This window comes from Acetobacter thailandicus, assembly GCF_011516655.1.
In the GTDB taxonomy this organism is placed as follows: Bacteria; Pseudomonadota; Alphaproteobacteria; order Acetobacterales; family Acetobacteraceae; genus Acetobacter; species Acetobacter thailandicus.
This window is the reverse complement of sequence record NZ_WOSV01000002.1, coordinates 448802-461990: the sequence shown is the minus strand read 5'-3', so window position 1 is coordinate 461990 and position 13189 is coordinate 448802. Positions and strand designations below refer to the sequence as shown.

At 52.8% G+C, this 13189-nt stretch carries 14 protein-coding genes and 1 tRNA gene; 8 read left to right on the top strand and 7 right to left on the bottom strand.

Translation table 11 applies throughout. The features are described from left to right. Nucleotides 1–137 precede the first annotated feature (137 nt). The 5 genes from pqqE to pqqA form a co-directional block, all read right to left on the bottom strand. Nucleotides 138–1241: a pyrroloquinoline quinone biosynthesis protein PqqE gene (gene pqqE, locus GOB58_RS04860; protein WP_173559493.1), complete on the bottom strand. Its 1104-nt coding sequence runs from the start codon at nucleotides 1239–1241 to the stop codon at nucleotides 138–140. Next, nucleotides 1238–1531: a pyrroloquinoline quinone biosynthesis peptide chaperone PqqD gene (gene pqqD / locus GOB58_RS04855; protein WP_086635146.1), complete on the bottom strand. Its 294-nt coding sequence runs from the start codon at nucleotides 1529–1531 to the stop codon at nucleotides 1238–1240. Before pqqD ends, pqqE begins: the two co-directional genes overlap by 4 nt. After that, nucleotides 1528–2265, bottom strand: a complete 738-nt coding sequence (gene pqqC / locus GOB58_RS04850; RefSeq protein ID WP_086553425.1) for a pyrroloquinoline-quinone synthase PqqC — start codon at nucleotides 2263–2265, stop codon at nucleotides 1528–1530. Before pqqC ends, pqqD begins: the two co-directional genes overlap by 4 nt. Further along, nucleotides 2262–3173, bottom strand: a complete 912-nt coding sequence (gene pqqB, locus GOB58_RS04845) for a pyrroloquinoline quinone biosynthesis protein PqqB (RefSeq protein WP_173559492.1) — start codon at nucleotides 3171–3173, stop codon at nucleotides 2262–2264. Before pqqB ends, pqqC begins: the two co-directional genes overlap by 4 nt. A gap of 81 nt (nucleotides 3174–3254) precedes the next feature. Continuing rightward, a complete protein-coding gene (gene pqqA / locus GOB58_RS04840; protein ID WP_086553423.1) occupies nucleotides 3255–3335 on the bottom strand; it encodes a pyrroloquinoline quinone precursor peptide PqqA in 81 nt (26 codons plus the stop codon). Nucleotides 3336–3847: 512 nt separating this feature from the next. Here pqqA and GOB58_RS04835 point away from each other — a divergent pair. From GOB58_RS04835 to metW, 6 genes are all read left to right on the top strand, one after another. Beyond that, nucleotides 3848–4021: a hypothetical protein gene (locus GOB58_RS04835; protein WP_158092769.1), complete on the top strand. Its 174-nt coding sequence runs from the start codon at nucleotides 3848–3850 to the stop codon at nucleotides 4019–4021. A gap of 150 nt (nucleotides 4022–4171) precedes the next feature. Continuing rightward, entirely contained in the window at nucleotides 4172–4414 is a 243-nt protein-coding gene (locus tag GOB58_RS04830) for a hypothetical protein (protein ID WP_173559491.1), read from the top strand. Then, nucleotides 4404–5075: a helix-turn-helix transcriptional regulator gene (locus GOB58_RS04825; protein WP_173559490.1), complete on the top strand. Its 672-nt coding sequence runs from the start codon at nucleotides 4404–4406 to the stop codon at nucleotides 5073–5075. Before GOB58_RS04830 ends, GOB58_RS04825 begins: the two co-directional genes overlap by 11 nt. A 129-nt stretch (nucleotides 5076–5204) precedes the next feature. Continuing rightward, nucleotides 5205–7010, top strand: coding sequence for a translation elongation factor 4 (lepA, locus tag GOB58_RS04820; protein ID WP_173559489.1), 1806 nt, complete (start codon nucleotides 5205–5207; stop codon nucleotides 7008–7010). Nucleotides 7011–7129: 119 nt separating this feature from the next. Beyond that, complete coding sequence (metX, locus tag GOB58_RS04815; RefSeq protein ID WP_173559488.1) at nucleotides 7130–8305, top strand: homoserine O-acetyltransferase MetX; 1176 nt, start codon at nucleotides 7130–7132, stop codon at nucleotides 8303–8305. After that, nucleotides 8305–8904 carry a methionine biosynthesis protein MetW gene (metW, locus tag GOB58_RS04810; RefSeq protein ID WP_086553416.1) on the top strand — a complete coding sequence of 200 codons (600 nt, stop codon included), beginning with the start codon at nucleotides 8305–8307 and terminating at the stop codon, nucleotides 8902–8904. The genes metX and metW overlap by 1 nt, the downstream gene beginning before the upstream one ends. Nucleotides 8905–8926: 22 nt before the next feature. On the opposite strand, the gene adhP is transcribed toward metW, so the two are convergent. Together adhP and GOB58_RS04800 are read right to left on the bottom strand one after the other, a co-directional pair. After that, nucleotides 8927–9943: an alcohol dehydrogenase AdhP gene (adhP, locus tag GOB58_RS04805; protein WP_173559487.1), complete on the bottom strand. Its 1017-nt coding sequence runs from the start codon at nucleotides 9941–9943 to the stop codon at nucleotides 8927–8929. A 263-nt stretch (nucleotides 9944–10206) separates the two neighbouring features. Next, nucleotides 10207–10293: transfer RNA gene (locus tag GOB58_RS04800), tRNA-Leu, on the bottom strand. A 298-nt stretch (nucleotides 10294–10591) separates the two neighbouring features. Here GOB58_RS04800 and GOB58_RS04795 point away from each other — a divergent pair. Further along, nucleotides 10592–11560 (top strand): complex I NDUFA9 subunit family protein, encoded by a 969-nt coding sequence (locus GOB58_RS04795; RefSeq protein ID WP_173559486.1) that lies wholly within the window; start codon nucleotides 10592–10594, stop codon nucleotides 11558–11560. Between the two features lie 179 nt (nucleotides 11561–11739). Next, nucleotides 11740–13188, top strand: a complete 1449-nt coding sequence (locus GOB58_RS04790; RefSeq protein ID WP_173559485.1) for an NAD(P)-dependent oxidoreductase — start codon at nucleotides 11740–11742, stop codon at nucleotides 13186–13188. Nucleotide 13189: the final 1 nt, after the last annotated feature.

Here is a 13189-nt window from a genome sequence, read left to right as displayed (position 1 = left end):
TACAGCATGTGAAAATATTGTTCATGACAAAACAGAGAAGAGTTTTGTTGATATATCAAATTTTTATTAAAAATTATTTATTATTAATTAAGGTGTTCGTATTTTGTGCTCAGGCAGGGCGGGTAATACAGACTTTATTACCCGGTAGTTTTTATATTGCCATATCGCCGGTAAATCAGAGGGGGAGGTGTTTCAGGTCTGTCTGCAATGGCCTGTTGTATGGCCGAATGGCCGGGTGCCTGTTTACAAACAGGGTCGGTGTTGCCTGCATTGCCGGTCAGAGCCAGAGCCTGGCAGCGGCAGCCACCCCAGTCAATTTCTTTCTGACTGCATGAGCGACAGGGGGCGGGCATCCAGTCTGTGCCACGGTATAAAGTGAACAGCGGGGAACGATACCAGATCTCTTCGAGTGAAGAATCTTTGACTGAAGGAAAAGTCAGCCCGGGAATACTTTCAGCAGCGTGACATGGCAGAACGGCACCCGCGGGTGAGATATTGATAAACTTCTGTCCCCATCCGCCCATGCAGGGTTTGGGCTGGTCGGCATAATAATCAGGGGTTACAAAATCAACGGTAATGCGTGAGCCAAAACGCAGGCGCGCCTGTGCGACAGCCTCTTCAGTTTCTTCAAGCTGTGCACGGGAGGGAAGCAGGGCATCGCGGTTTTTCAGGCCCCAGCCATAATATTGTGTGTGAGCAATTTCAACGCGGCGGGCTTTGAGCTGTTCGGCCATGTTCAGCATAGCAGGGACATTGCTGATGTTTTGCCGGTGAATAACAAAGTTAAGAGTAAGAGGCAGGCCTGCCTCAGTGACCAGGCGTGCGGCTTCAAGTTTTTTTGCCTGAGCTCCGGCCATGCCACCAATACGCTCGGCTTCGTTCGGGTCAGCATCCTGAAAAGAGAGCTGCACGTGGTCCAGACCCGCATCATATAGCGGCTTAAGCGTTTCAGCGGTTAGTAAAACGCCTGAGGTAATCAGGTTTGTATAAAGCCCAAGGCGTGACGCGGCCTGCACAAGCTCTGGCAGCCCCTGAAAGGCCATGGGCTCCCCACCGGAAAAATGAACCTGCAACACGCCCATCGCGGCGGCTTCTTCAAACACGCGGATCCAGGTTGCTATGTCCAGCTCGCGGGCGCGGGTTTCAAGTTCAACCGGGTTAGCGCAATAGGGGCATTGCAGCGGGCAGCGATGGGTCAGCTCAGCCAGCAGACTCATCGGAGGTGGGGGAGTGGCTGTCATACGGTTTGTAATACCTGTTTTTCAGCCAGGTCACGGGTCATACGCAGCACATCAGCCAGAATAACATCATACGGGGCTGTAAATTTTTCATGCAGTATCGTGCTGATATCGCCCAGAGAGCGCTCACCATCAGCCAGCTGCAAAATTTCGGCGGCAATATTATCAACCAGAAAAACACGCTCCGGCGCCTGAATGAACCACCGCTCACGTACGCGGTCGAACTGCAGGCGGGTGCCACGCGCAAAACGCAGCACCGTGCTGGCTGAAAAAGTGCCGTCAGCCTGTGTCATCGGTCGTCCTGCGGGCGGAACGAGCCCGGAGGAATATGCCCGGGGGCAACATAGGCATAATCAAGCTCATCAAGCATTGACCATAGCACGCCACATTTAAACTTAAGGGCATTGATCACAGCCTGCTGCTGTTCGACAGTGCGGGCATGTTCTTTGACATAAGCCAGAGCAAAAGCTGAATCCTGCGGTGCCTGGGTCAGGCGCGGTGCAAAATAAGCCAGTGTTTCTTCAGTGATAAAACTATAGTTGCGCAGCATGCCTGACACGCGTTCACTGATGATGGTGGGTGAAAACAGCTCTGTCAGAGAGGAGGCAATGGCTTCGAGAACTGATTTATCGCGTACGAAGTGCACATAGGCATCAACTGCAAAGCGCGTTCCGGGTAAAAGCCCGTCGAGTGACTGAACATATGCTGTATCGAGGCCCAGTCCCTCAGTCAGTTTAAGCCAGCGGGCCACTCCGCCGGTGCCGGGCTCTGTGCCGTCATGGTCAATCAGCCGGCGGCGCCATTCGCGGCGCAGTTCGGGGGTGGGCAGGCGGGCCAGCAGCGTGGCATCTTTGGCAGGAATACTGGCCTGGTAGTAATAGCGGTTTAAGGCCCATGCCTGAATTTGCCCTCTGGTGAGCCTGCCGCCATGCAACGCTTTATGAAAGGGGTGCAGGTTGTGGTAGCGCTCTGCACCGATAGTACGAAGGGCTGCCTCAAGTTCATCAGGGGTGAGCAGTGTGGTCATAGAGTGAGCCTCATACCGTCATAAGCAATATCCCATCCGGCTTCTTTCGCCTGTTTACGCTCGGGCGAATCAGCCAGAAGGATCGGATTAGAGTTATTGATATGAATAAGAATTTTATGGGGAATGTTCAGGTTCGCGAAGGTGGCAATGGTGCCATCGGGCGTGTCAGCCACAGACATATGCCCCATGCGCCTGCCGGTTTTTTGCCCCAGCCCCATGCGGACCATCTCATCATCAGTCCATAATGTGCCGTCAAAAAATACGACATCGGCTGTTTTAAGGCGTTTACGAAGGGCATCAGTCATCATGGCGCAGCCGGGAATAAACAGAACATGCTGTTTGCCGTCTGAGATATCGAGGCCGATAAATTCACCGTCTGTTTTAATTTCAGCCGGGTTTTCGCCCTGCTCAGCGTAAAGAGGTACTTTGCCGGGCACGGCAAACGGCGTGATGGAAAAACCAGCAGGTGTCAGGGCAACGGGCTGGCCGGAGTGCATTTCGTGTCTGGGCACGAGAGTGCGGTCAAGCGCGTTGAAAACAGGGTTAGCAGCAAGCTGCTCAAGTACGGGTGCCGTGGCGTAGAGAGAGAAGGCCTGCTTCTCACGCATTGTCAGCAGCCCGGTTATAGCGTCAATTTCGCCGCTGGTCAGAACAACGCCGCTGATGGGGGTTGAGCGCAGGCCGGTCCGGGGGTGCAGGGCCGGAGTCTGGTTGATCTGAGTGCGCAGGTCAGGCGAAGCATTGAGCACGTACCAGTGAATACCATCACCGCTGACGGCAAGTGAGGCCTGAGTGCATGACTGCGCTGTGGGGTCACCCGCACGGGCGCGCTTACAGGCGGGTGCACCGGAATTCCACTGGGGGAATCCTCCTCCGGCAGCAGCGCCAAGAACAATAATGTCGAGCATTAACGACTAAGAAAGCACCCACGCGCCAGCCAGGCGCTCTTACAGCTCAGCTGAGCCTAAGCGGGCGCATGGGAGCGTATCTTATTTTTTCTGGCCGCAAACGTAGCTGTTAATTTCTGCGCCCAGCGGGATTTCGGTAACCTGAGGAGCTGTCCATGCCATGGTAATATATCCTGTTTGTTGTGTCAGTCGGTATGATAATACAACTGAGCCTGTTCAATCAAACCCTGCCAGAGGCAGGGCAGGTAGCCCTTTAATCATGGGCCTATAAGATATTATTATCAAAGGCAGAAGCTGCTATTTTTATATATTCTCACGCTTTTGTGAAAATTTGTTTTGCCTGGCTGAACGACATGCCGGTACTGACAGCGCAGTGATGTGAGCAGGGTTTTTTGCCTGTTTTTATGCCTGAGAGGGGTAAACCCGCCAGGCGGTAATTTCTGCACCTTTATGTGTGATAAAGCCATAGAGTATGTGCTTAAGAGCAATGCAGAATAATAAATTGACTTGCGTAAAAAAAAAGGTAGCGTGGCACCTGAATATGCAGGAAGTACCGTTCTGCCTTTTAAATGGTCTTCGGTTTCCAGGTCTTTCATAGTCCGGAGCAGACTGGCAGGAGGGGCGTGCTCTGTCAGTTATCCCAATGACGAAAGGTCGGAAAAATGGGTCTGTTTATGTTCGTGGCATTTATTATCTGCGGTCTGGATATTTTTGCTGTTGCAGCAACTGAAGTAAGCTTCATTGGCTTCGTTGTGGCATTTATCATTCCGTCTGTTCTCATGGCTGCTTATTGTCTGGTTGGCTTCAGCCAGGACTCGGCCGAAAAACTCAGTGGCGAACACCACTAAGATTACACAACGTTTCAGGCCCGCCTGATCGTTCTGTATTGCTGACGAAGAAAGCGCCTGACGGCTGGCCCGTGCAGGCGTTTTTTATTTTCAGATACGTAAAAGCTGTATAACTGATGTGCATATGACTGATATCACAGGAGAGACATTATGAAGAAGGTATGGAGCCAGCCTTATCTTGAAACATGCTGTCGCTCTTCTCTGCACAGATTATGCCTGACGGGGGCTTCAGGCCGGCCCTCAGGTCTGCGTGATGATCCCTGCCTTGAGCGTATGCAGAAGATGGGATTCGTACAGCGTTCACCTCAGGGGCGTTTTTTAGCCACTGATGCCGGATATGCCCGCTACAGGCAGGAAGTGCTTGGCATGAAGCGGTATCGCGGTGGTCGCTGACCTGTCTGAGGCCGGGCGTCTGTGGCATACGCTCGACGGGCTGGCGTCAGAGCACGGCTTTACCCCTTCCGGCCTTGCCAGAGCAGCGGGGCTTGATCCGACAACTTTTAATCCTTCCCGGCGTCGTAACGCACAGGGGGATTATCGCTGGCCGTCTCTGAGCAGTCTTTTCTCGGCCTTATCTGTTTTGCGTCTGTCTCTTTCAGAGTTTGCTGATGCCTTTGATAAAAGGCAGGTGGCCCGGCCAGTACCGGTGGAGGGAGGGGTATTTTTGCCAGCTCTGCCTTTGTCCCGGCTGCATGAAGAGGGGGTTTTTGATCATACGGGCCTTCCCCGGACGATCATGTGGGAGAGTGTGGTCCTTCCTGGCGTATTTGCCCCCTCTGCCTACGTTGTCCGGGTCGATACCGATATGTATGAACCCGTGATGCGTGAGGAGAGCCTGATTGTGGTTGTGCCCGACCTGCCACCGCGCCGGCATGACCGTGTTTTGTGCAGTCAGACCGGGCGGCCCTCAGTCGCGGGGCTGTGGTCGCCTGGCGCCCCTGGTGCCGTAATGCCTTTTTTTGCCGGACAGTCAGAGCAGGAGTCGGATGAATTACCTGCGGTATCGGGCGGAGCAGAGATATGGGTGCACCGTATTATTACCGTGACCTTCTGAGAAAAATATGGCTCTGCGCTTTGCTCTGAGCAGGTGAGGCGAAGAGAATATAAAAAATTATGATAAAAGCCGTGCGAACTCAGACGGAAATGGCTGACTTTTTCTTTCCTATCCCTTAAAGGGAGCATCATGACCGATACACCTCTTTCGCTTATCCGCAATTTCTCGATCATTGCTCATATTGATCATGGGAAATCGACCCTCGCTGATCGTATGATCCAGGCCTGTGGTGCACTGACCGCACGTGAGATGACCAACCAGGTTCTTGATAATATGGACCTGGAGCGCGAACGTGGCATCACCATTAAAGCACAGACCGTCAGGCTGCTTTACCCGGCAAAAGACGGGCAGACTTATGTGCTGAACCTGATGGACACGCCCGGACATGTTGACTTCGCCTATGAGGTCAGCCGTTCGCTTGCTGCCTGCGAAGGGTCTCTTCTGGTGGTTGATGCCTCTCAGGGGGTTGAAGCGCAGACGCTGGCTAATGTGTATCAGGCTATTGATGCCAACCATGAAATTGTTCCGATCCTCAATAAGGTTGATCTGCCAGCGGCTGAGCCCGAACGTGTTAAGGCGCAGATCGAAGAGGTGATTGGTATTCCTGCTGATGATGCGGTCGAAATTTCTGCTAAGACCGGCCTGAATATTGAGGGCGTTCTTGAGGCTGTTGTAACCCGTCTTCCCCCGCCGCAGGGTGATGCTGAAAAACCACTTCAGGCAATGCTGATCGACAGCTGGTACGACCCTTATCTCGGGGTTATCGTGCTGGTGCGTGTGAAGGAAGGTCGTCTGCGCAGAGGCATAAAAATGCGCATGATGTCGAGTGGTGCGGTGCATCAGATCGATCAGGTTGGTGTGTTCTCTCCGCGTATGACACCAGTTGACAGCATTGGCCCGGGCGAGATGGGCTATATTAATGCGGCTATTAAAACTGTTGCTGACTGTAATGTGGGTGATACCATCACGGATGACCGTCGTCCGGCCGAAAAAGCCCTTGCCGGGTTTAAGCCATCTATCCCGGTGGTATGGTGTGGTCTCTTCCCTGTTGTGGCGGACGACTTTGAAAAGCTGCGTGACAGCCTTGCCAAGCTGCGTCTTAACGATGCCTCCTTCCATTATGAGGCCGAGACATCAGCTGCTCTTGGTTTTGGTTTCCGTTGTGGCTTCCTGGGGCTTTTGCACCTTGAGATTATTCAGGAGCGTCTCTCACGCGAGTTCGACCTTGACCTGATCGCAACAGCGCCGTCGGTTGTTTACAACATCACCATGACCAATGGCACGAAGGAAGTTTTGCATAATCCGGCTGATATGCCTGATCTCTCGCAGATCGACCATATTGAAGAGCCATGGATCAAAGCAACTATCATGGTGCCGGATGAATATCTGGGTGCGGTGCTGACGTTGTGCAGCGAGCGTCGTGGTGTGCAGGCTGACCTTACTTATGTTGGCACCCGTGCCATGGCTGTATATCGCCTGCCGCTTAACGAAGTGGTTTTTGATTTCTATGACCGCCTGAAATCACTGACACGTGGTTATGCCAGTTTTGATTATCAGATGGATGGGTATGAAGAGAGTGATCTCGTACGTATCTCCATCCTTGTGAATCAGGAACCTGTTGACGCTCTGTCTTTCATTGCGCACCGCTCAGCCTCTGAAACCCGCGGGCGGGCAATATGTGCACGTCTTAAAGACCTGATTCCCCGGCAGCTGTTTAAAATTGCCATTCAGGCAGCTATTGGCAGCAAGGTTATTGCGCGTGAGACCATTGGTGCATTGTCAAAAGACGTAACGGCAAAGTGCTATGGTGGTGATATTTCCCGTAAAAGAAAGCTGCTTGAAAAGCAGAAAGAAGGGAAAAAACGCATGCGTCAGTTTGGTAAGGTTGAAATTCCGCAAAGCGCGTTCCTTGCTGCTTTGAAAATGGATGGCTAAAGCGAAAATAGTTTTTATGTGCCTGGTGCCGGTATGTCCTTGCTGGTATCAGGTGCGAAAAGCAGCCTGACAAAAAGTTTGTTTATGTTGCTATGTTGCTGGAGTGTCAGAGGACGGTTATGAACAGCACGGCTTCTTTTGATCCCGGAAAACACACCAGTGTTACGTTCCCGGAGGGTCTGGACCTCGAATGTGGTGTTCATCTTGCTCCGCTTGAGGTTGCTTACCGCACATACGGTACATTGTCTGAAAAACGCGATAATGCGATTGTTATCTGTCACGCGCTCACAGGTGATCAGTACGTTGCTGAATCGCACCCGCTTACCGGTAAGCCCGGCTGGTGGGCACGCATGGTCGGGCCTGGCTGCCCGATTGATACAGACCGCTTTTTTGTGATTTGCCCCAATGTGCTGGGGGGCTGCATGGGCAGCACCGGCCCGCGCTCTGTCCGCAGCGATGGTAAGGGAAACGGCTCAGAGTGCTGGGGTACTGACTTTCCGCCCATTACGGTGCGTGACATGGTGCGTGCCCAGCATAGTCTCGTAAAACATCTTGGAATAGAACGTCTTTTTGCCGTTGTTGGCGGGTCAATGGGGGGGATGCAGGCGCTTGAGTGGGCAGTTACCTACCCGCATATGATGCTGGCCGTTCTCCCTCTGGCAACGTCTCCGTTTCATTCCGCGCAGAATATTGCCTTTAACGAGGTGGGGCGTCAGTCAGTTTTCGCTGACCCTGACTGGCATGGCGGGCGTTACTGGGAATATGGCAAAGTGCCAGCGCGAGGTCTCGCTGTTGCGCGCATGATGGCGCATATTACCTATCTGTCGGAAGAGGCGCTGACCCGTAAATTTGGCAGGCGTGTGCGCAGGGGGCAGCTGGCGTCGCAGGCGCCTGAAACGTCTTTGTCGATGTTCAGTGATATCTTTGAGGTGGAGTCGTATCTGCGTTATCAGGGCTCTTCTTTTGTGAACCGCTTTGACGCAAACTCTTATCTGACGATCACCCGCGCGATGGACTGGTTTGATCTGGCGGCTGAGCATGAAGGTGATTTATCAGCCGCTTTTGCGGGTACTCCGGTACGTTTTTGCGTTGTGTCTTTTTCTTCTGACTGGCTTTTTCCTACCTCGGTGTCACGCCAGCTGGTGAATGCACTGAACCGGGTGGCAGCCAATGTCTCTTTTGTAGAAATAGAGAGCGACAAAGGGCATGATGCCTTTTTGCTCGATGAGCCGGATTTTGACCGCACAGTCAGGGGTTTTCTGTGCGGTGTTGCTGAACATGCGGGGCTTGCCTGATGCGACTTGACCAGCGCCTTATTGCTGAAATGGTAAAGCCGGGAACGCGCGTTCTCGATGTTGGCAGCGGAGACGGAGCGCTGATTGGTCATCTCTTCCGCGAGCGTCAGTGTGATGCGCGTGGTATTGAGATTAATATGCGTGAGGTGACCCGCTCTGTCGCGCATGGTTTGCCGGTTGTGCACGGAGATGCGGATAATGACCTGGTGCATTATCCTGATGGCGCGTTTGACTATGTGGTGTTGCAGCGCACCTTACAGGCGGTTGAACGCCCGCGTGAGGTGCTGCGGCAGATGCTGCGCATTGGCCGCCATGCCATTGTCTCTTTTCCCAATTTCGGGCACTGGCGGCTGCGCCTCCAGCTGCTGCTGACAGGGCGTATGCCGATGACATCGGTATGGAGCACCCCCTGGTATGAGACGCCAAATGTGCATCCGTGCACCATTCGCGACTTCCTGGCATTGTGTGAGGAGGAGGGGTACACCGTGCTGCAGTGGATGGCCGTTGACGAAGATGGCAGCCGCGCCCCCTGGCGGCGCTCTGTAAGGCTGGCTAATCTGTTTGGCGAGCAGGCCCTGTTCCTGCTGGGGCGCCGTTAAGGCACCCCATAGATAAAGCTGATCAGGTGCGGCGTTGCAGGTCAATGACCATGCGGCCGCAAATCTTGCCGTCTTCCATTTCCTGAAAAATATCGTTGATATCTTCAATGGCGCGTAACGTTACCTTTGGCGTAACTTTGCCTTCGGCAGCAAACTGAAACGCTTCAGCTAAATCCTGACGTGTGCCAACCAGAGAGCCCACAACTTCGATTCCATCCAGCACCAGGCGGGGAATATCCAGGCTCATGGCTTCGGGGGGCAGACCAACGGCGATGACCCGTCCACCGGCCCGCACGGCGCCAACTGCTGAGTTAAAGGCATCTTTAGCGACGGCGGTTACGACTGCTGCATGGCATCCGCCGGTTTTTTCCTGAATAACGCTGGTGGCGTCTTCTTTTCGCGGGTTAACGACAAGGTCAGCCCCCATCTTTGTTGCCAGGCGTAGCTGTGAGTCGTTTACATCAACAGCGACTACTTTGGCGTTAAAGACGTTTTTAGCATATTGCAGGGCGAGGTTGCCCAGGCCGCCAAGGCCATAAATAACAATCCACTGGCCCGGCGTTGTGCGGGTCATTTTGATTGCTTTGTAGGTGGTTACGCCGGCACAGGTTATGCTGCTGGCAGCGGCTGAGTCGAGAGAGTCTGGCACTTTTACGGCATAATCAGCAACGACAATACATTCTTCGGCCATGCCGCCATCAACACTGAAACCGGCATTTTCTACACTGCGACACAGGGTTTCATGACCTGTTGTACAATATTCGCAATGGCCACACCCTTTGAAAAACCATGCCACGCTGGCGCGGTCCCCTGGTTTGAGCGATGTCACGCCTGGCCCGACTTCGCTGACAATACCAACGCCTTCATGGCCAAGTGTTACGCCGGTTTTATCTCCAAAATCAGCATTTTTAACGTGCAGGTCTGTGTGGCATACGCCGCAGCACACCATTTTAAGCAGAGCTTCGCCATGTTTAAGCGGGCGCAGCGTTTTATTTGTAATTTTGACTTTATGGTCTTTGGTAACAACTGCAGCTTTCACGAATTCTCTCCTGCTGAGTGTGAAAGCAGAGATGAATTCTCTGCACGCAGACATTCGCAGAAGAAGAGGATGATGCGAAGAGTGAATTTTATGTAATCTTAAAGAATTTGCTGCATGTCGGGATATCTGTGGCAGATGCAGAGAGCCACTTAAAACAAAAAACTCTTTTAAGATAAAGGCTGAATTTTTATTAAGGGGTATTTTTAAAGCGGGCTTGGTAGTGCCCTGCTTTGATTGTCACAATACGATGATTTCCATCGCATTGGTGCCCAGAAGAAGACTCGAACTTCCACGACCTTTCGGCCACAGGTACCTGAAACCTGCGCGTCTACCAATTCCGCCATCTGGGCTTAAATGACTACCTGAAGTTTGTTTGCATCAGGTCGGTGAACGGGTGTTTATCGCGACAGGCCAGGTGCGTCAATCGGGTAAAATGATTTTTTTCATTTTTATGAAGTTTTTTTTCATTACCATTTTGTATAACTTCATAAAATTACAGCCTCTTAGTCTGTGGGGGTCATTTATACGGTGTTGTGATGTCAGGGTTGTTGCGGCCTTTTGGTAATGGGTATGCTACTATGTCTTCAGATAGCTGACAGAACAGAGCCTGTTTTTTGCATGTGAGCAGATCAGGCAGGAGAGGGACAGATGAGCGCAGGCAGAATAGCCACCGTTTTTGGTGGGAACGGTTTTGTAGGGCAGTATGTGGTTCAGCACCTGGCCCGTGCAGGGTATCTTGTGCGTGTTGCCGGGCGCCGGCCCGACCTTGCTTCTCTGCTGCGCCCGCTTGGTGATGTCGGTCAGATCGCCCCGTTCTATGCCCCCGTGCAGGATGAAGAGGCTGTTGCCTGTGTTGTTAAAGGCGCCTCTGTTGTTGTGAACCTGGTTGCCGTGCTGGGCGGGCGGGGGCTTGAAAGTGTAAATGTCGAGGGTGCAAAGCGTGTTGCGCGCCTGTCTGCCGCCGCGGGTGTGGAGACCTTTGTGCAGGTCTCAGCGCTTGGTGCCGCCTCTGATGCCCCTTCAGCCTACGGGCGCAGTCGCGCTGCGGGGGAGGAGGCTGTGAAGCAATATATCCCTACAGCGTCGATTATTCGCCCGTCCGTTATTTTCGGGCCGGATGATCATTTCTTTAACCGCCTTGCTTCTCTGGCGCGTTTTCTGCCGGTTATGCCGGTTTATGGTGCCTCTGCCCGTCTTCAGCCTGTTTTTGTCGGTGATGTGGCTGAGAGTATCGCCCGTATTATTCTGACGCCTGAGCTTGCTGAGGCCGGCAAGACCTGGTCTCTGGGCGGGCCGGATATCCTGACAATGCGTGAAATTTATCGCTGGATTCTGGCGCAGACGAAGCGTGAAAACCTGCTGGTCAGAGTGCCTGGCTGGATCGCCACTCTCCAGGCTGCGTTTTTTGAGCGTCTGCCAGGTCAGATTCTCACGCGTGATCAGCTTCGTATGCTCTCGCAGGATAATGTTCTGCCCCCGGGTGAACCTGGTTTTGCTGAGCTGGACATGGAGCCAAACAGCATTGAGCGTTGTGTGCCTTTCTATATGGAGCGCTTTCGTCCGGGTGGTGGTCGTTCAGGTATTATTGTTTCAAAACAGGATATTATAACGCAATAGGACTCTTTTGAGTCCTATATTTATGAACAAATTTACATATTACGACGTTTCGGTTTTGTGAAAAACAGAGAAAGGTCAGCTTTGCTGTCTTTTCACAAAAGGGGGAAGAGTTTACCTCAGGCTAACCTGTTTTGGGCGTAGTGTGTCTGCTGCGCCATTTTAATCGGGAAGGCGCCCCCATGACCGAATCAATGCTCAAGTTTGTTTCTGTTGCGCAGCAGCAGCCCGAAAAGCGTACAGCCCCGGCCCGTAAAGCCGACTTCAATGAAATTTATGAAGATTTCAAACCGCAGGAGGCAACAACTCAGGCGAGCCGCTGCTCGCAGTGTGGTGTGCCTTTTTGTTCGGTTGGCTGCCCGCTTGGAAATAACATTCCTGACTGGCTTATGCTGACGGCCAATAACCGTCTTGAAGAAGCCTATGAAATTTCCTCAGCGACAAACACATTTCCTGAAATTTGTGGCCGTATCTGCCCGCAGGACCGTCTGTGCGAAGGCAGCTGCGTTATCGAACCAGGCTTTGAGAGCGTAACTATTGGTGCGGTTGAGCGTTATGTAACCGATACAGCTTTCGAAAAAGGCTGGGTTAAACCTGTTTCTCCCGTAACCGAGCGTAGTGAGTCAGTCGGTATTGTCGGGGCTGGTCCTGCAGGTCTTGCTGCAGCTGACCGCCTGAGAAGTAAAGGCTATCAGGTTCATATCTATGACCGGTATGACCGCGTGGGTGGCCTGCTGGTTTATGGTATTCCTGGCTTTAAGCTTGAAAAAGATATCGTAGCCCGCCGTCATAAACTGCTTGAGGATGGTGGCGTCATCTTCCACATGGGGCAGGGTATTGGTGAGGCTGAGGGCGAGCTCTCTTTCGCTGAGCTGCGTAAACGTCATACGGCTGTTCTGGTTGCAACCGGTGTTTACAAATCGCGTGACCTGGGTGGCCCGGGTGCCGGCCTGAAAGGTATCGAGAAAGCTCTTGATTACCTGACAGCATCTAACCGTCGCTCTCTTGGTGATACGCTGACAGACGAGGCAAAAGGCCTTGATGCTGCGGGGCGTAATGTCGTGGTTATCGGTGGTGGTGACACCGCGATGGACTGTGTGCGTACAGCTATTCGTCAGGGTGCGAAGTCAGTTAAGTGTCTTTACCGCCGTGATAAAGCCAATATGCCTGGTTCAGCCCGCGAAGTGAAAAACGCTGAAGAAGAAGGTGTTGATTTCGTATGGCTCGCCGCACCAGAGGCTTTTCTGGGTGATGAGACAGTCACAGGTGTTCGCGCTGTGCGTATGCGCCTGGGGCAGAACGATGCTTCAGGTCGTCAGGCGATTGAAGCTGTTGATGGCAGCTCTTTCACCATCGAAGCAGACCTTGTCATTAAGGCGCTGGGTTTTGACCCTGAACCACTGCCAAAATTATGGGCGCAGCCTGCTTTGTCAGTGTCACGCTGGGGCACTCTTGCTGTTAAGTCTGATACTTTCATGACCAGCCTGCCTGGTGTTTTTGCCGCAGGTGATATTGTGCGCGGTGCCAGCCTGGTTGTGTGGGCCATTCGTGATGGTCGTGATGCAGCTGATTGTATCGATAAGTGGATTGAGGAAAACGCACCAGTCAGCGTAGCAGCGGTGCAGGGATGAG

Bases quoted from the DNA above. Each gene is read 5' to 3' on its own strand.
- pqqE (WP_173559493.1), bottom strand. From the start codon at position 1,241: ATGACAGCCACTCCCCCACCTCCGATGAGTCTGCTGGCTGAGCTGACC.
- pqqD (WP_086635146.1), bottom strand. From the start codon at position 1,531: ATGACACAGGCTGACGGCACTTTTTCAGCCAGCACGGTGCTGCGTTTT.
- pqqC (WP_086553425.1), bottom strand. From the start codon at position 2,265: ATGACCACACTGCTCACCCCTGATGAACTTGAGGCAGCCCTTCGTACT.
- pqqB (WP_173559492.1), bottom strand. From the start codon at position 3,173: ATGCTCGACATTATTGTTCTTGGCGCTGCTGCCGGAGGAGGATTCCCC.
- pqqA (WP_086553423.1), bottom strand. From the start codon at position 3,335: ATGGCATGGACAGCTCCTCAGGTTACCGAAATCCCGCTGGGCGCAGAA.
- GOB58_RS04835 (WP_158092769.1), top strand. From the start codon at position 3,848: ATGTTCGTGGCATTTATTATCTGCGGTCTGGATATTTTTGCTGTTGCA.
- GOB58_RS04830 (WP_173559491.1), top strand. From the start codon at position 4,172: ATGAAGAAGGTATGGAGCCAGCCTTATCTTGAAACATGCTGTCGCTCT.
- lepA (WP_173559489.1), top strand. From the start codon at position 5,205: ATGACCGATACACCTCTTTCGCTTATCCGCAATTTCTCGATCATTGCT.
- metX (WP_173559488.1), top strand. From the start codon at position 7,130: ATGAACAGCACGGCTTCTTTTGATCCCGGAAAACACACCAGTGTTACG.
- metW (WP_086553416.1), top strand. From the start codon at position 8,305: ATGCGACTTGACCAGCGCCTTATTGCTGAAATGGTAAAGCCGGGAACG.
- GOB58_RS04795 (WP_173559486.1), top strand. From the start codon at position 10,592: ATGAGCGCAGGCAGAATAGCCACCGTTTTTGGTGGGAACGGTTTTGTA.
- GOB58_RS04790 (WP_173559485.1), top strand. From the start codon at position 11,740: ATGACCGAATCAATGCTCAAGTTTGTTTCTGTTGCGCAGCAGCAGCCC.